Here is a 17172-nt window from a genome sequence, read left to right as displayed (position 1 = left end):
ATGGTTGACAATAATACAGTTCCGTGCTAACCTTTTCCCTAGTAGCACGTTCCAAAAAGGGGCGGTTTTGGTACCCTTGGTTTCTAACCTAAAAAACCAAAGGCTGAAGTTCTAGAGGAGATCGCCATGTATATGCACGGACCGCCGGCAACGGCAAGTGAGGAGTGTTGTTTAAAATTCAACGAAATCAACCAGGGCAAGACGATCAGCGACAACTGCGCGGCCGCCGGCACGACCTGAAACCAGGGCAACGGCAAGCCAGAAGTACCCAACGAAAGTTGGGGTAGTGCCAGATGTCGCGCCTCGCTCGGAGAGAATTCCCACATTGGGCTAAACTCCACCGGCGGACAATCTGGTTCGCGGGAAAACCTCCCGCGTTTGGGGAGGCCGGGGCGACCACACGAAAGTGTTGCCCCGGCCAAATCCTCAATTAAATCTTCAACAAGAGAAAGGAGTTTTAAAACTCGGGGTTCGAATAAAACCCTAAGCAACATCCAAAACAAATTGGAGACAGCCATGTGCCAGAAACTGCGCCACGCGCCGTACAGACGTCCACCGAGACGACCCTAAACCGAAACCCGGATTGGGGGAAGCCCGCATAATGCGGGCTTTTACTTTTTTATTTTTAGCACCACAAAACATTGAACTTTTATCCGCTTTGTGTTACCTTTTCGTCATTAACAGCGGATTTCCCAGTTAACCTCGCTTGGCTCCAGTTTTAGTAGTACACAAGCGAATCTGGGAGATATTCCGCTTCACCTGCATAAGGTGGCGGATTTTTTTAATTAATTATTATGACTGCAAAAAAGAAAGAGAAATTTGATTTAGCTGATTTTTCGGAATTAGCCGAATACGAGGAGGCGTTAAAAAAAGCGAATGCGCTTAAGATGGTTGTTGAGCACAGTGGCGCGATGTTAAAAGACGAGGACTTGATTGAAGGACCAGTCATTGGAATTGAGCGTGCAGCGGTGTTTGTTGATTTGAAGCCGTTTGGAACAGGTATTATTTTCGGACGTGAATTTATAAATGCCCGAGAAATTATCAAAAAAATAAATATCGGTGATTCTGTTAAAGCGAAGGTTGTTTCAACTGTAAACGAAGATGGATATATTGAGTTGTCTCTCAAGGAGGCTCGCCAAGCTCTTATTTGGAGCGACGCTGAGGCCGCAATCAAAGCAAAGACAACTCTTGAGCTTCCAATCAAAGAGGCAAACAAGGGCGGTCTTATTATTGAATGGCAAGGTATCGTTGGATTCCTCCCTGCTTCTCAACTAAAACCTGAACACTATCCACGCGTTGAAGATGGCGACAAAGACAAAATCTTGCGTGAGTTAAAGAAACTCGTTGGAACAAAACTTGGTGTTTACATCATCTCGGCAAGTCCTAAAGAAGGAAAACTTATCTTTTCTGAAAAAGGAGAAGATCACAAGGAACGAGATGCCGTCCTTTCCAAGTTTGAGGTTGGCGACGAACTTCTTGGCGAAGTGACAGGCATTGTCGACTTCGGCGTCTTCATTAAAATTGAAGATGGTCTCGAAGGTCTTGTTCATATCTCGGAAATTGATTGGGGTCTCGTAGAAGATCCACGCTCAATGTTTAGAGTTGGAGACAAGATAAAGGTCAAGGTTATCGAAATCAAAGAAGGAAAGATTTCCTTATCCATCAAGGCTCTCAAGGAAAACCCATGGAAAGGTATCGAGAAGAGATACAAAAAAGGCGATATCGTGAATGGTGTTGTTATTAAGTTCAACAAACACGGTGCGCTTGTCTCAATCGAAGAAGGTGTCGCGGGATTGGCTCATGTTTCCGAATTTGGTTCTGAAGAAAAAATTCGTGAAGCATTAGAGCTTGGAAAGACTTACAACTTCCAAATCACTTTCTTTGAACCAAAGGAACAAAGAATGACGCTCACCTACTTAGACGAATCGAAAAAGAAATAAAAACCGCTCGCTATGCTCTTTTTGAAAACACGCGTATTCGCTTGCTAGCGAATCGCTATGCTCGGCCTCGTCGGCCTGCGCAATGTTTTCAAAAAGACATATCTCACTCTAAAGTTAAACACAAAATGCAAGAAAAAATCGCCCCACATGGGGCGATTTTGTTTTCCGGTTGTTCCATTCACTTCTCTTTCAATGGAACAATGCGGTATCCGGCATTATGCAATGCCGCCTCGAGAAAGACCCACCCGCAATTTGACCCAAGCCACTGGACAATCGTCGCAACTGCCGTCGCTGACTCCTGAGACACGGGAATCAACTTTTCTTCATCGCGCATGAGCATTTCAAGGCGCGAACAAGAATTGGAAAACGGGAAATGTCGCCGAGGAACGTTCTCCTTTTCCCAAGTATGAGCAAAGGCCTTCTCCCTTGGCCCAGTGCCATCTTTCGCCTTTGTCCTCTCAAACCAAATACTCTTATGAACCAGTTTTTTGCGTCTCGCCATGATAAATCATCCTCCAAAAGAAAATGCTTACCAAAAACTAACACGAATAGTATTTAAGTGAAAGTTTAGAAACTAATTAAACTCCCCCATCGCTTTTTCGCGACCTTCTTTTACAAGGACCGTAATCGCTTCAGTAACTTGCTTGCCAACTTTTTTTATTGCTTCTTGTTCTAATTTAGAAAATTTGCCAATAATAAAATCAACAATCTTATCTTCGCCTTTTGGTTTTTTTGCTTTTCCTTTTGTCGTCTTTGGTGAAACACCAACACGAACGCGAACAAATGCTTCTGTTTTTATCGCTCTTATTATTGACTCAATCCCCTTATGACCACCGGAACCGCGATTGAAAGAAATTTTTATTGTGCCAAGCGGTAAATCTAAATCATCTTGAACAACAATCAATCTTTCTGCCTGTTTTTTATTTTTGACCACCGGCGCAATACTTGCTCCAGATTTGTTCATAAAAGTTTCTGGAAAAATAATTTCTACTTTATCTTTTCCGATTTTACCAACTGAAACTAATGCCTTTAACTTCTTGTCGATTTTCCAGTCGGAAAAATCTTCTTTCTTGTGAAATGGCGCGAGAACAATGCGCCCAGTGTTATGACGCGTCATTTCATATTCCTCTCCTGGATTTCCTAGTCCAACAACGATGTAATTCATATTTTCAATATTACAGTATATTCCCATATCTAAAAAATCAGGAGGAAAGATAGCTCTTTTCTTTTACAAAATTTATGTCATAATATGAGTCTGTTCGTTAAATATGGAGGTTGCCGTGAACGGCTACTTTAAGCGCAGATTATCATCATCTTTCCTGGCAAAGTTCCTGGCAAGAGTGGGGGTAATCTCAGCCGAAGTAGCTGTAACCCCAAAAACTCCGCTATTGAAAGAAGCTATCGCCACGCCGGTGGTACCGCAAAAAGATTTTGACCCAAAAATCATTGGCAAAAAATCACGAGGAAGAAGGACCCCCTTCAACCAAGTTCGCGGGCACCAGCGTGGTCGTAATGAGAAGCACGGCTAACTCTTTCACCAATAGCAACAGGAAAACAATCCGACACAAGCACTGTGTCGGATTTTTTAATTTGAAAAACACCAGAGCACGTAAAAAAATCTTGTGTCAATACACAAAAAAGTAGTATCATTCGCAAACAATATGGATGAGCGAGAAAAAATTACGCCACCACCTATGAGTAATAGCGAAAAAGAAAAACCTCTAGAGTCATTCTGGGGAGAAATTTTCCGTTTTGCGATTATCGCCGCACTTATCGTTCTTCCCTTCAGATATTTTATTGCTCAGCCATTTATAGTTTCTGGCGTTTCAATGTCTCCAACATTTGAAACTGGTGAATACCTCATCGTAGACGAAATTTCCTATCGCTTTAACGAGCCAAAAAGGGGTGATGTTGTTATAGTCAAAAAACCTGGAAATGCGTCTGAGAATTTGATTAAACGCATAATGGGTCTACCTGGTGAAACTCTCCGCTACAGAAACAACGTTCTCACAGTAATAAATGCCGAAAATAAAACTGGATTTGTTGTCACCGAGCCATATTTAAAAGATATCAAAACGGGTAATTTTGAAGCAACACTTGGAGACGATCAATATTTTGTTATGGGAGATAACCGACCACTCTCTCTTGATTCACGAATGGTTGGTCCGGTGAGGCGCGACGCCATCGTCGGCCAGGCCCTCTTTCGCCTTTTCCCGCTAAACCGTATCTCTTATTACCCAGGTGGAATTAATTAAAAATATGATCCCGTTAGAAATCACCAAGTTATATTTTACCGATGAAGACATTTACCATACAATCAGTCAGCCAAGCAATAGTTATTAAATTAAATAACGGAAGCACTAGTGCTTCCTATTTCTAACGGGATGAATCAAGAAAAAAAACCAAACAAAGAGACCTTAAACGCCCCAAAAGGAATGCGCGATATTTTGGATGATGAGTATTATCAGTACCAAGGTTTTTTCGAAAAAGCACAGGAAGTTGCTATCTACTATGGGTTCAAACCAATTGAAACCCCAATATTAGAAAAGGAAGAAGTTTTCACTTCTGGGATTGGTGAGGGAACAGATATTATCGACAAAGAAATGTACACCCTAAAAACAAAAGGAGGTGACCATTTAGCAATGCGCCCAGAAGGAACTGCTGGCGTTATGCGAGCATATATCGAAAATGGAATGCAGGCATTACCCCAACCAGTGATGCTTTATTCCTATGGTCCTTATTTCAGACACGACAACCCACAACGTGGACGCTTGCGTGAGTTGCGACAATTTAGCCTAGAAATACTCGGGACCCAAAAAAGTATCGCTGATGCAATTATAATCCGCACGTTTGCTACTATTTTAAACGAAGCTGGTATTGAAAAAATTTCTCTTGATATAAACAGCATTGGTGACAAAGAGTGTCGTGGAACATATATCCGAGAACTAACGAACTATTACAAAAAACACTTAGACAACATTTGTGGAAATTGCCGAGATAGATTGAAAACAAATCCACTCCGCTTGCTCGATTGTAAAAACGAAAAATGTATTCCTATCAAGGAGGGTGCTCCGAACTCGATAACTTATCTTTGTAGTTCATGTAAAGCTCACTTCAAAGAGGTCCTTGAGTATCTAGAAGAAATGGGTATTCCTTATCGCATTAACCACAACCTCGTTCGCGGACTAAGCTATTACACGAAAACTGTTTTTGAGTTCGTTGAAGTGCTTGATGAAGTTACTGAAGTTGCAACAGAAAATGGAGAAGTAAAAACAGAAGTAATAGAGCGCCAGCCTCTCTCCCTTGCTGGAGGAGGAAGATATGACTACCTCGGGAAACTTCTGGGTTCAAAAAAAGACGTGCCGTCGGTTGGAGCAAGTATTGGTGTCGACCGAATTATCATGTCGAAAAACCACAAACCACTTTCTCCTAGAATTATCAAAAAGCCAAAAGTTTGCTTTATCCAGCTTGGTTTTGAGGCAAAACTAAAGAGTCTTGCCATTGTGGAGATTCTCCGTAAGGCGCGCATTCCTATGGCCCAAACCCTTGCAAAAGACAACCTTTCTGCCCAGCTTTCAACAGCAGAGCGTCTTGAAGTCCCGTATACGATTATCTTTGGACAAAAAGAAGCACTAGAGGGCACAGTTATCGTCCGCGATATGGCCACCCGCTCCCAAGATACCGTAAAAATAGAGGAACTCGCCGACTACATAAAAAAGATAAAGGAACGATAATCTAAGGGGTTGCCCACACAGGCACTCTGTGATAGGATTTGCCTTCATGGGAATAAACGTTGAAGTCACTAAGAATAATAACGAAAACGGCACAAATCTTTTGCGTCGCTTTACTAAGCGCGTCCAGGAATCTGGCGTTTTAAGAAAGGTTCGAAGTATTAGATACAATCAACGCGGAAAATCAAAACTAGCTAAAAAAAGAAGTGCATTGGTAGTTATTGGACGCAGAGTTGAATACGAAAAACTAAAGAAACTTGGTAAACTACCAGAAAAGAAAAGGAGATCGTTCCGATAAAAATGATAGAGAAAGATAATCTTTCGGTAATAAGAGAAACAAAAGGCAAGCTTCCAAGCTTGCCTTTTGTGGCAATAAAAAACACAGTTTTAGGTAAAAACTATAACCTCTCAATTGCTTTTGTTGGTCTTAAAAAATCTCAGGAATTAAATAAAAAATATCGCGGTAAAAACAAACCAACAAACGTTCTTTCCTTTGCGTATGAAAAAGGAAATGGTGAAATAATCATTTCTTTAAAAACAGCGAGACATGATGCTCCCCTTTTTAATACGACTTACAAAAATTTTGTTGGCCATCTGGTTATCCACGCGATGCTTCATTTGAAAGGAATGCAACATGGTAGTACAATGGAGAGCAAAGAAAAGGTGGTGATGGACAAATTCGGTTTGCTTTAATTAACAAGTAAAAGAAGCTAACATTTTTACTCTCTCACTGCTTAATTTTTAAGCTCATGGCGAGAAAAATAGTTGTTGGCATAGATGTAGGAACTTCTCTTGTCCGCGTTGTAGTCGCGGAGTATTTTCCTAACACCGAATTACCAAGAATTATCGGCACCGGTATCGCGGAATCTCGTGGATTAAGGCACGGATACGTCATCCAATCAGAAGAAGCTGTTAAGTGCGTCGAGAGAGCAATTCGAGACGCCGAAAAAAACTCCCGTTTTACAATCAAAAAAGCATTCTTATCTTTGGGTGGGATTAGCCTTGATTCAGTTTTGACCTCAGGAACTGCGGTCATCTCACGTGGTGACAGTGAGGTCTCTGAAGGTGATATTGCAAAAGCAGTCGAGGAGTGTAAAAAAAATATCGGAGCCTTAAATAACCGAAAGATAATAAAAATAATTCCTGTCGGCTTTAAAATAGACGGAAAAGAGGTTCACGGTAGAGCTGTGGGAATGAAAGGTCTCAAGCTTGAAGTAAAAACGCTTTTTATTACATGTCTAAAACAACATTTAGAAGACATGGCTCTTGTTGTCGAAGAAGCGGGTGTGCAAGTTGCTGAGGTTGTTGCTTCTCCACTTGCAGCAAGCTACGTTGCTGTTAATAAAAGACAAAAAACCGTTGGTTGCGCAATTGTAAATATTGGCGCAGAAACGGTCTCGCTTGTAGTTTTTGAAAACGATGTTCCAATCTCACTTCATGTTTTCCAAATAGGATCAACAGATATTACAAGCGATATTGCACTCGGCTTGCGTGTTTCTCTTGAAGAAGCGGAGGTGATAAAACGTGGAGAAAAACGTGACCAATATCCCCGTAAACGTCTTGAAGAAATAATCGAGGCACGTTTAACAGACATATTTGAACTTATTGATAATCATTTAAAAAAAATTGGCAGAAGTGGATTACTCCCGGCTGGTATATTTATCACAGGTGGTGGTTCTGGTATTTCTACAGTAGAAGACTTGGCTCGTGCATCGCTTTCTCTTCCTGTTAAGGTGCTCGGAAAAGAGATAGTCGACACAAGTTCTGGTAAACCAAAAATGCTAGACTCTACGTGGTTTGTCCCGTATGGACTATGTATTGCTGGTAAAAATGACGAAAGTAAAGAAGTCGGCTTATGGGGCGATATTTCCTCTGGAATTAAAGACTTTGTGAAGAGTCTTTTGCCTTAAAACTACGTAAAACCGGGTACTTAAAAGCGAAAATGGAGTCTTTCTTTTTTTAGCCTTTTTCTGTTATGATATGAAAACTTTTAATAAGCATTAAGGAGAGGTCAACGTTAGACCAACAAGAAACATTATGCCAAAAATCAATCCAGTAATAGAAGCATTTGCAAGAATTAAAGTTTTGGGTGTGGGTGGTTCTGGAAACAATGCTTTGAACCACATGATTAATTCTAAGGTTAAAGGCGTTGATTTTCTTGCGATGAACACTGATACTCAAGATCTTCACTACTCTCTCGCTACAAAAAAAATCCATATTGGGAAAAATTTAACAAAAGGACTCGGTGCTGGAATGAATCCAGAGGTTGGTAAGCGCGCAGCAGAAGAAACAAAAGATGAAATCGTTGATGCACTTAAGGGTGCTGATATGGTTTTTATCGCTTGCGGAATGGGTGGTGGAACAGGAACAGGCGCCGCTCCAGTTGTCGCTAAAATTGCAAAAGAGCAAGGAGTCCTTACTGTCGGTGTTGTCACAAAGCCATTCTTTTTTGAAGGAAACCAAAGAATGAGATTGGCTGAAAAAGGCCTCGAGGACCTAGAAAAAGAAGTGGATGCTCTTATTGTTGTTCCAAACGACCGCCTACTAGCGGCTGTTGGTAAAGACACAAGCCTTAAGGATTCATTCGCAATGTGCGACGAGATATTACGCCAAGCTGTTGAGGGAATTTCTGAACTTATCACTATCCCTGGAATAGTTAACGTAGACTTCGCAGACATTCGTGCCGTTATGGCAGACGCAGGTTCTGCTCTCATGGGTATCGGCCGTGCAACTGGCGAAAAGCGGGCCGAAAAAGCCGCAATAGCAGCCATTAACTCCCCTCTTCTTGAGATTTCTATAGAAGGCGCAAAAGGTGTCTTGTTTGCAATTGCCGGAGGAGATGACCTCACAATGCACGAAGTTCAAGAGGCAGCAAAAATAATTACCGAATCAATCGACAAAGACGCAAAAGTTATATTCGGAGCAATCCGTGACGAAAGACTAAAGAAAGACGAGATAAGAATCACTGTTATCGCAACTGGCTTCCCAACATCTATTCCGAGAAAACCATCTCTATTCCAGTTTTCACAAAAAGATGAGAAAAAGGACGCAACAATAGGTGCTGTGGCAATTGTTTCAACCGAGCCAACAAAAATTGAAATAACAAAGGAAACAAAAGATCAACCAAAGGAAGTTAAGAAAGAAGAAAAAACTGACGATGACGACTGGGGTGCCGTACCAGCATTTTTACGCCGTTCAAAACAAAAATAATTAATGACCACTTCTGTCTACGACCTAATCATAATAGGCGGTGGTCCGGCCGGCTCTGCCGCCGGAGTTTACGCCGCAAGAAAACGCTTGAAAACGCTTCTTTTGACTAACGATTTCGGCGGACAATCTGTCGTCTCACCAGATATTCATAACTGGATAGGAACACCTTCAATTTCTGGAATCGACCTTGCTGAAAGTTTCAAAAAACATCTTCAAGCTTACGCAGAGGATGTTCTTGAAATAAAGGAGGGTGAAAGTATCACTTCTATTAAAAAAGACAGTGAAAATTTTTCTATTGAAAGCGCTTCTGGTAAAACATTCATTGGACGTTCAATCCTTGTTGCAACAGGTAGTGCGCGAAAAAAACTAAACGCCATAAATGCCGATAAGTTCGAACACAAAGGTATTACTTATTGTGCTTCTTGCGACGGCCCTCTCTATTCAGATAAGGATGTTATTGTTATTGGCGCCGGAAATGCTGGCTTTGAATCAGCTGCCCAACTTCTCGCCTATTGTAAAAGTGTCACTTTGCTAAACCGTGGTTCTGATTTCAGCAAAGCAGATCCTGGCACAGTAGAGGCTGTTTTAAAAAACGAAAAAACAAAAGTAATTTCAAACGCTGAAACTATTCAAGTTGATGGAGGTGATTTCGTAGAGTCGCTCACCTATCGTGATGTAAAAACTGAAGAAACACACACAATAAAAACTGATGGTATTTTTATTGAAATCGGACAAGTTCCAAATACAGGATTAGTGGAAGGAACTATTACTTTAAACGAGCGCAAAAACATTGTCGTTGATCCAAGAAACCAACGTACATCAACTCTAGGTATTTGGGCAGCCGGAGATGTCACAGATGGTTTGTATCATCAAAACAATATCGCCGCAGGCGATGCCGTTAAAGCACTGGAAGACATCTACATCTATCTTCACGGAAAAAATTAGATTGGTTTTTCTTTTTTAAGAAGCGCTCGTTTCTTTTTCTCCCCTCGATTATACCCACCAATTTTTCCGTCACTTCGCACTACTCTATGACACGGAATTTTAGGGTTATAATTTTTATTTAGAATATTCCCAACAGCACGATAAGCCTTTGGATTCCCCACTCTTTGCGCCACTTCTTTATACGTTAAGGTTTTACCCTTTGGTATTTTTGAAACCACTTCTAAAACTTTCTGGGTGAATGATTTCATTATTGGCGGAGATGGGAGGATTCGAACCTCCGATGAGGTTACCCCCATGCCACATTTCGAGTGTGGTGCCTTCAACCGCTCAGCCACATCTCCGTTTTGAACGTTCTAAATCATAGCGGTTTTTTGCATTTTTAGCAAAAAATGGTATGCTTTCTCGGTAATTTTGGCCCTATCGTCTAACGGTTAGGACACAAGCTTTTCAAGCTTGGAACCAGGGTTCGATTCCCTGTAGGGTCACAATTTGATACATCGGCTGGATTAAGAAAAAAATCGGCGTCCGCCTTCGGCGGAGTAAGTGGAGATAAAACGAAATCTGCCTTGCGGGTGCGGGCGAAATCGGAGGGCGGGCAAAATGAGATTGAGATAGTTTTGTCTTTAAGCGAGGGGTTCGTTCCGAAGGAACGAAGAAAATCTCTCATCTCATAGAGATTTTCGCTCGTGGCGAGAAACCCCGAGCGTTTTGAATCCAAAATCCATTTCCGCAGGGGTTCGACCCAATTCTTTCTCACGGCTCGGGCGGATGAAGATTTGGCTTGAAGCGAAAGTTTTTGACGCATGAGCGCGTCCTTTTTCGTCAGATATATCTCGCGCTCAATGTCTTGGTTTAGATACAAATCAACAAGAGCGTCTAACTTCGCTTCAAGCGTTTTCAGATTGTCCTTCATCTGCCCGAGACGATTTCCCGAAGCGTGTTTTTCGTTATGCTCAAATTCTTCCACTTTTTTGAGCATATAATCCGCCCACGCTAGGGGTATAGACACTGATTGAAGCTGTTCCTTAACTTGGAGAGCGAGAGCGTCTTCTTTCAAATATCCCTGATAACATTTTCCTTTCTTTTTCGTACAGCGATAATATCTATACTTTGAACCCCACCGGTTTGTCGCCCATTGGGCGGTAATCATTGAGCCACACTCGCCACAACGAAAAAGACCAACGAAAGGAAAATTATGGGATATTTTGCTGTGTCTTGGACGCGCTCGCTCTTCCAATCTTTTTTGTACAGCTTCAAACAATGTCGGAGAAAGAATTGGCGCAAAGCTTCCGGGAAAATATTCTCCGCGATGCAAAGTGAATCCAAGATAAGCGCGATTAGTCAAAATTCTTTTCACGGAAGCTTTGCCAAGTGGCGTTCCGGACTTTTGCGCTACACCGTGCAGAGCCAAAAACTGCGACAGCGACTCTAGAGTATGTGTTCCTTTTACATATTCTCCAAACGCGCGGACAATAATTTTAGATTTCACTACATCCGGCTCAATATTGCGCGTTTTAGGATTGTTCACATACCCGAAGGGAGCGCGTGTCAGCCATTCGCCCCGTCGCAGTTTTTGGCGCATACCTCGTTCAACATTCTGCTTCAAATTGTCGGAATAATATTTGGACTGTCCGAACGCCACTTGAAGCATAAATAGCCCCTGCGGAGTGGGTTCAAACCAAAATGTCGGAAAACGCAAAGAGACGATTTTTGAAGTGTCTACGGCGTAAATGATGCGTCCGCCATCAATACTGTTTCTCGCCAAGCGGTCAGGATGCCACGCGAGAATACCAACATTACCCATTTTCTCTATACGCATCATCATTACGCCGAACACTTCTCGTCCCGGACTCTTTGCGCTTTTTGACTCTTGAAATTCCTCAATAATTTCAAGATTTTCTCTGCTCGCAAACTCACGAAGTTCAAACAATTGAGCTTCAATACTCATGACTTGCTTATCGTCATCTTCAGTACTCTTGCGAGCATAGAGAAAATATTTTGGTTTAGACATATCGCTTTTGGATTCAAAATCTTTAAAAACTATCTCAATCTCATTTTGCCCGCCCTCCGATTTCGCCCGCACCCGCAAGGCAGATTTCGTTTTATCTCCACTTACTCCGCCGAAGGCGGACGCCGATTTTTTTCTTAATCCAGCCGATGTATCAAATTGTGATGTAATTCTATCCTTTGCACGAACCTTTTTCGAGCGGAGCTCGTAACGCCTCGCTTCACTCGGCGCCCACCGCGCGATTACGCGCGGTCGCCCTTCGCCCCATCGCTCTCCATTCTTTATCAGTCCGGCGGGAAATTCTTTGATTTAGGTATGGGCGATGGGGCGAGGGGTAAAACTACTCTATATAATCCTATTTTGGGATTATACCATAAAAGGATATATCATACTAAATACATGAGTAAATCTGTTTATTCAAAGGACTACAAAGAGATTATAAGACGCTTGAAAAAGGCGCGTGTTGAAGCCGGATTAGCACAGCAAGATGTTGCTGATAAGCTCGGGAAACCACAATCTTTTATCTCAAAGATTGAATCTGGTGAAAGAAGGCTTGATGTGGCAGAAATGAAAAAATTTGCAGAGATATACCAAAAACCGTCATCATATTTTCTATAATTTATGCTAGTCCAAAAATTCGACAAATTTTTACAATCAGTTGACCTTAAGTCCTATCGTGAAAAATATAGACCTGTTAAGATCGTGGAAATGGATTTACCAAAAGAAATCCAAGCTATTAACCTACTCTACAAAATATACTGGGGGAAGAAAGAATTTCTAAGTTTTGATGAATTTTACAAAGAGTATATGAGTGAATATGGGGCAGAGATTAAAAAGTTTCAAGAAAAAATTGGGATGTGTAAAGAATGTTTTCATAAAGGATTGCCCGCTAGAATTTATAGAACATGGGCGAGTATAATCACTCAAATCCACGCCGGTTATGTTGCAGAATCAGTTTTTGGCGAAGGCACAGTTTCTATGTCAGGCGAGCTTGACCATCAGGGAGCAGATTTTCAAATTACATATAGAGGCAAAATCTTGAACTACCAAGTTAAAAAGAAATCATTCAGTGGCGAGGTTAGGCGTGGTAAGGGAGGAGTCAAAAACAAAATAGAAGGCGAGTTCATTGATATTAATTATGAAGTTCCAAGTAGTGAGTATTTTGAAAACCCAAAGAAAAAGGACGGCGAATATAAACTCCCATATAAAAGGTTCCAAGATAACAAAGAATTAAAACGATTCCCTAATGGTTTCGTTGTTTTTACTCCTTACGCCTTTGAGCAGAAGAAAAAGGAAATGGATGAGGCTTTAAAATAATTTGGCAACCGATTTTTTATCGCCTACCATTTTTTCAGCTAACCTCACATAGTCAGGGTTAATTTCAAAGCCAATATACGATTGACCTAATTCTTTTGCCGCCGCGCATTCTGAACCAGTACCAACGAAGGGAACCAACACAATTCCGTCCTTTTTAGGCATAGCAGATTTTATTAATTTCTTAGATAGCTCAAATGGTTTTTGTGTCGGGTGCTTCATTACTTCATGCCCCTCATGATTTTTCAGTTGTCGTGGTTCACAAACATCGTCACAGGTTTTACACAAAAACCATCTTTCGTTCATTCCCGCTCCTCCAGCAAGAGCCGGAATTTTGATTACATCTCTTGGCAGAGCCCCGCCCGCGTGAGCTTTATAGACAGTTTCTAGACCACTGCTACTAAATCTCCCGAGAGTTCCTTTTCTTACCTTGCCGGCAGCTCCATTTAGGAAGCCGTCTGTGTATGGTTCTCTAACTTCATCCCTATTGAAAACAGGTTTATCTTTCCATGCGCAAATTATTGCTTCATGGCTTCGTTGCCAAAAATTGAGTGAGGCAACATTTTTATTTGTATAATGCCAAATTAACCACCGTTTTTGTATCGGGATTTCAATAGAAAGGTAAGCCAAAATTTCACTAAAACCATAAATAAACATTGTCCCATTTGGCTTCATGATTCTTATGCTTTCGTCTATCCAACTTTTACACCACTCCACATATTCTCCAAGTTCTCTTTTATCTATATTATTTCCAAAATCTTTACCGATATTATAGGGTGGATCAATTATAACAACATCACAACTTTCATTAGGGAGTTTTCTTAGTTCTTGGATAGCGTCTCCTAAAATTATTTTATTAAGGGGTAACTTTCTTTCCTTTTTTGTCTCTTTGATTATTGTAATTTCCTCCGCCTGTAATTCCTCCTCGTTTTTAATAACATCTATAACAACTCCTTGAATTTTAATGTCACGATCTTTTCTTATAATAATCGGTTCAAAGGTTTTATTTGCCGGTTGAAGTCGTATATATCCTCGTTCTTTATAAAATTTCTTAAGCGTTGCCTCATGATTATCAATTAAAGCAACAACCCTTTCTCCATTTTCCGCGACATCTTGCTGTTTTACTAAGACAATATCTCCGTTTTTAATATTTTCATCTATCATACTATTTCCTATCACTCTCAAAGCATAAAGATTACCGGTACTAGGTAATACATTCTTAGGAACAGCAATAAACTCATTTTGACGAATTGCCTCTATAGGCTCTCCGGCTGCGATAGTTCCCAAAAGAGGGATTTTGATCATCGGTTCTTTAGACGCAACACTAATGGCACGAGCCTTATTTTCTGTTTTTCCTAAATAACCACCTTCTTTGAGTTTTGATATATGGAAATGAACAGTTGAGACAGAGGCGAGCTTAAGTCGCTTTTTGATTTCTTCAAACGATGGAGAATAACCTTTCTTTTGGGAATAACTTCCTACGAAGTCTAGAACTTCTTTTTGGCGTTTTGTGAGCATATAGGCTTGACTTGTTTCTTACCCATCAATTATACTAGAACAAAACTAGAAAGTCCAAAACTAGTTATCCACATTATTAGTTAGATAAAAAAATTTGTGAATAAAAAAGAATTACAACAAGTCCTTACAGAGATAAATCAGCGACTTACGGCATTAGGTGATTTAAACAGTCTTGTTCAACAAGGACAGGGTTTACCAAATCTTATTAATGACGCTCAAACTAAAAAAACTAACATTGATTCTTTTCTAAACGATTTGCCAACACGGAGCGAAGAACTAAACCGCATAACCACAGAGGTAAAAAGTCTAAACGAACAAGTTATTACACGAGAAGGAGAAGTGTCCGACTTAGTTGAAAAAACAAAAGAGTTACAACAGAAAGTAGAAGAGTTTATTAAAGAGACTCAGGCGCAACTTGGGGTGGCTGCAAATGCGAAGCTTGCGAGTACATTTGAAGGAGTTAAGGACGAGTTGGGAAAAGAGAAAATAAAATGGTTTTGGTGGCTAGTTGGAGCAGTGGTCGTTCTTATTATTGCCACCGTTGGTATAGTTGTCTGGCAGATTCTAGAAAAAGAAACTATATTTGAAGTTAGCTTTCTAATAAAAGTTGCCCTGACTTCCCCTATTGTCTATTTTGTCGTTTTTACCAGTAGAGAATATGGTCGGATACGAAATCTCATTGAAGAATATACTTTTAAAGCTGCTATCGCACGCTCATTTGAAGCATACAAAAATATAATTGAAGAAATTTTTTCTGACTACCAATCCACTACTTATCAGCAAAAACTTGACTTCATTCTTGGAGCCGTCACTGATCTTTATTCCTCGCCCATGAAAAATATCAAGGACAATCATGTAAAGGAGAAGGAAAACAGTCCAGATTTATTTTCAAAAGTTAATTCTGTTGTTTCCGGTATAGCTAAACCAACCAATCAATAATTGTGATTTTAGGTGGTATATAAATAAAACAAAGCAAGTGGTATAGTTTTCTGATACTTGTATGTATATAACCGCATCCAAACTTTACGACTATATTCAATGTCCGCATCGTATTTGGCGAGATGAATACGGCCCACAAGATGAGAAAATAAAGGAAACTAACCCTTTCGTAGAACTTCTTTGGTCTAAAGGAATTGCTTATGAAAAAAAGCGAGTTAGTTTGCTTGAGGAATACCTTGACTTAACAGAAGGCTCTCTTGATGAACGATTTCAAAAAACCATTAAAGCCCTTTCCGACAAAATCCCTCTTATTTATCAGGGGGTGTTGTGCTATGACAACCTTTTGGGTATTCCAGACCTACTTCGTTTAGAACCTGATGGTTCTTATGTTCCTATAGACATTAAGTCCGGACTTGCTTTTGAGGGGGCTAATAGTGACGAGGACGAGGAAGGAAAACCTAAAAAACATTATGCAGTACAGCTAGCTTTATATGTTGATGTATTAAAAAAGAATGGTTTTAAAAACAATGATTGTGCTGTGGTTCTTGATATTGAGGGAAAGGAAGTCACCTACAATCTCAATGACGCTATGGGGCAAAGAGATAAGCGTACATGGTGGGAATTTTATGAATCAATAAAAAACAATGTTGGTATTTTGATGGAAAATAAAGCAACGAATAAGCCAGCAATGTCTGGAATTTGTAAGTTGTGCCCATGGTATCTAAGTTGTAGTAAGTGGGCAAAAGATAATGATGACCCAACTAACATCTTTTATGTCGGTCGTTCAGTAAGAGATGTTCTTGCCGAGGATGCAGGTGTAAATACTATTGATAGTCTTTTAAAAATTGATACTGACGGACTTCTGGAACAGAAAGAGAAAGACAAAACCTTTCTTAAAGGGGTAGGTAAATCCACTCTTGAGAAAGCTGTTAGGAGGGCACAAATTCTTAAGGTATCTAAAAAACCTCTTATTTATGGGGAATTAGATTTCCCTGAAGTATCTCATGAGTTATTTTTTGATATTGAAGATGACCCCACTCAAGAGTTTGTTTATATGCACGGAGTTTACGAGAGAACAAAGGAAAGAGAACGCTATTTGCATTTTACTGCACACGAAATAACAGCGGACGCGGAGAAAAAAGCGTGGGGAGATTTTTGGACTTATGTAAAATCATTACCTAAAGGAGATTTTTCCGTGTATTACTATTCTCATCATGAAAAAACTACATATAGCAAGATGCAGAAAAAATATCCTGAGGTAATTTCAGCGAAAGAGGTTGAAGAATTTTTTGATAATCCAAATGTTATTGATTTATACCAAGTTGTACTTAAGATGACAGACTGGCCGGTAGGTAGCTATTCTCTCAAAGCGCTCGCTACATATCTAGGATTTCATTGGCGCGACGAAACACCATCCGGGGCACTGTCTATTCAGTGGTTTAATGATTATATCAATACAAAAGACGAAAAAGTTATAAATAGGATACTTGAATATAACGAAGATGACTGTAAAGCCACGATGGTACTAAAGGATGGACTGGTTGCTTTAGGATAGATGTTTTTTATT

18 protein-coding genes and 2 tRNA genes are annotated in these 17172 nt (G+C 40.4%); 14 read left to right on the top strand and 6 right to left on the bottom strand.

All coding sequences use genetic code 11. The annotated features are described in order from the left end of the window. Nucleotides 1–171: 171 nt before the first annotated feature. A complete protein-coding gene (locus WC724_00440) occupies nucleotides 172–324 on the bottom strand; it encodes a hypothetical protein (GenBank protein MFA6077474.1) in 153 nt (50 codons plus the stop codon). 470 nt (nucleotides 325–794) lie between these two features. Between WC724_00440 and WC724_00435 the strand changes: the two genes are divergently transcribed. Further along, nucleotides 795–1940 carry a S1 RNA-binding domain-containing protein gene (locus WC724_00435; GenBank protein MFA6077473.1) on the top strand — a complete coding sequence of 382 codons (1146 nt, stop codon included), beginning with the start codon at nucleotides 795–797 and terminating at the stop codon, nucleotides 1938–1940. 178 nt (nucleotides 1941–2118) lie between these two features. Here the strand turns inward: WC724_00435 and WC724_00430 are convergent, their stop codons facing one another. Continuing rightward, nucleotides 2119–2442, bottom strand: coding sequence for a hypothetical protein (locus WC724_00430; GenBank protein MFA6077472.1), 324 nt, complete (start codon nucleotides 2440–2442; stop codon nucleotides 2119–2121). A 72-nt stretch (nucleotides 2443–2514) separates the two neighbouring features. After that, a complete protein-coding gene (gene pth / locus WC724_00425) occupies nucleotides 2515–3105 on the bottom strand; it encodes an aminoacyl-tRNA hydrolase (protein MFA6077471.1) in 591 nt (196 codons plus the stop codon). Nucleotides 3106–3220: 115 nt separating this feature from the next. On the opposite strand from pth, the gene WC724_00420 reads away from it, so the two are divergent. The 8 genes from WC724_00420 to WC724_00385 all read left to right on the top strand — a co-directional run bounded on the left by WC724_00420 (nucleotide 3221) and on the right by WC724_00385 (nucleotide 9826). Then, nucleotides 3221–3469 (top strand): hypothetical protein, encoded by a 249-nt coding sequence (locus WC724_00420; GenBank protein ID MFA6077470.1) that lies wholly within the window; start codon nucleotides 3221–3223, stop codon nucleotides 3467–3469. A 93-nt stretch (nucleotides 3470–3562) separates the two neighbouring features. Next, nucleotides 3563–4195: a signal peptidase I gene (gene lepB / locus WC724_00415; protein MFA6077469.1), complete on the top strand. Its 633-nt coding sequence runs from the start codon at nucleotides 3563–3565 to the stop codon at nucleotides 4193–4195. Between the two features lie 129 nt (nucleotides 4196–4324). After that, entirely contained in the window at nucleotides 4325–5674 is a 1350-nt protein-coding gene (gene hisS / locus WC724_00410) for a histidine--tRNA ligase (protein ID MFA6077468.1), read from the top strand. A gap of 46 nt (nucleotides 5675–5720) precedes the next feature. Next, complete coding sequence (locus WC724_00405) at nucleotides 5721–5969, top strand: hypothetical protein (GenBank protein MFA6077467.1); 249 nt, start codon at nucleotides 5721–5723, stop codon at nucleotides 5967–5969. Between the two features lie 2 nt (nucleotides 5970–5971). Then, a complete protein-coding gene (gene ybeY, locus WC724_00400) occupies nucleotides 5972–6364 on the top strand; it encodes an rRNA maturation RNase YbeY (protein ID MFA6077466.1) in 393 nt (130 codons plus the stop codon). A gap of 56 nt (nucleotides 6365–6420) precedes the next feature. After that, complete coding sequence (gene ftsA, locus WC724_00395) at nucleotides 6421–7581, top strand: cell division protein FtsA (protein MFA6077465.1); 1161 nt, start codon at nucleotides 6421–6423, stop codon at nucleotides 7579–7581. A gap of 127 nt (nucleotides 7582–7708) precedes the next feature. Beyond that, nucleotides 7709–8881, top strand: a complete 1173-nt coding sequence (ftsZ, locus tag WC724_00390; protein ID MFA6077464.1) for a cell division protein FtsZ — start codon at nucleotides 7709–7711, stop codon at nucleotides 8879–8881. A gap of 3 nt (nucleotides 8882–8884) precedes the next feature. Next, nucleotides 8885–9826, top strand: a complete 942-nt coding sequence (locus tag WC724_00385; GenBank protein MFA6077463.1) for an FAD-dependent oxidoreductase — start codon at nucleotides 8885–8887, stop codon at nucleotides 9824–9826. Here WC724_00385 and WC724_00380 read toward each other — a convergent pair. Together WC724_00380 and WC724_00375 are read right to left on the bottom strand one after the other, a co-directional pair. Continuing rightward, the gene (locus WC724_00380; GenBank protein MFA6077462.1) at nucleotides 9823–10074 is read right to left on the bottom strand and encodes an MGMT family protein; all 252 of its coding nucleotides are present in this window, start codon (nucleotides 10072–10074) and stop codon (nucleotides 9823–9825) included. The genes WC724_00385 and WC724_00380 overlap by 4 nt on opposite strands. Nucleotides 10075–10077: 3 nt before the next feature. Beyond that, nucleotides 10078–10167, bottom strand: a tRNA-Ser gene (locus WC724_00375). A gap of 72 nt (nucleotides 10168–10239) precedes the next feature. Between WC724_00375 and WC724_00370 the strand changes: the two genes are divergently transcribed. The 3 genes from WC724_00370 (at nucleotide 10240) to WC724_00360 (ending at nucleotide 13151) form a co-directional block, all read left to right on the top strand. Continuing rightward, nucleotides 10240–10311 (top strand) — tRNA-Glu (locus WC724_00370). 1922 nt (nucleotides 10312–12233) lie between these two features. Continuing rightward, nucleotides 12234–12452: a helix-turn-helix transcriptional regulator gene (locus WC724_00365; protein ID MFA6077461.1), complete on the top strand. Its 219-nt coding sequence runs from the start codon at nucleotides 12234–12236 to the stop codon at nucleotides 12450–12452. A 3-nt stretch (nucleotides 12453–12455) separates the two neighbouring features. Beyond that, on the top strand, nucleotides 12456–13151 hold the full coding sequence (locus WC724_00360) for a TaqI family restriction endonuclease (protein ID MFA6077460.1): 696 nt from the start codon (nucleotides 12456–12458) through the stop codon (nucleotides 13149–13151). Here WC724_00360 and lexA read toward each other — a convergent pair. Further along, nucleotides 13143–14666: a transcriptional repressor LexA gene (lexA, locus tag WC724_00355; protein MFA6077459.1), complete on the bottom strand. Its 1524-nt coding sequence runs from the start codon at nucleotides 14664–14666 to the stop codon at nucleotides 13143–13145. The genes WC724_00360 and lexA overlap by 9 nt on opposite strands. 96 nt (nucleotides 14667–14762) lie before the next feature. Between lexA and WC724_00350 the strand changes: the two genes are divergently transcribed. Both WC724_00350 and WC724_00345 read left to right on the top strand, forming a co-directional pair. Continuing rightward, nucleotides 14763–15605: a hypothetical protein gene (locus WC724_00350; GenBank protein ID MFA6077458.1), complete on the top strand. Its 843-nt coding sequence runs from the start codon at nucleotides 14763–14765 to the stop codon at nucleotides 15603–15605. A 61-nt stretch (nucleotides 15606–15666) separates the two neighbouring features. Continuing rightward, a complete protein-coding gene (locus WC724_00345) occupies nucleotides 15667–17160 on the top strand; it encodes a TM0106 family RecB-like putative nuclease (GenBank protein ID MFA6077457.1) in 1494 nt (497 codons plus the stop codon). Nucleotides 17161–17172 lie beyond the last annotated feature (12 nt).

Source organism: Candidatus Paceibacterota bacterium (assembly GCA_041661305.1).
GTDB lineage: Bacteria > Patescibacteriota > Minisyncoccia > Phycocordibacterales > VMEP01 > VMEP01.
Note: the sequence above shows the minus strand (reverse complement) of the source record. Positions and strands in the feature narration are given on the sequence as shown.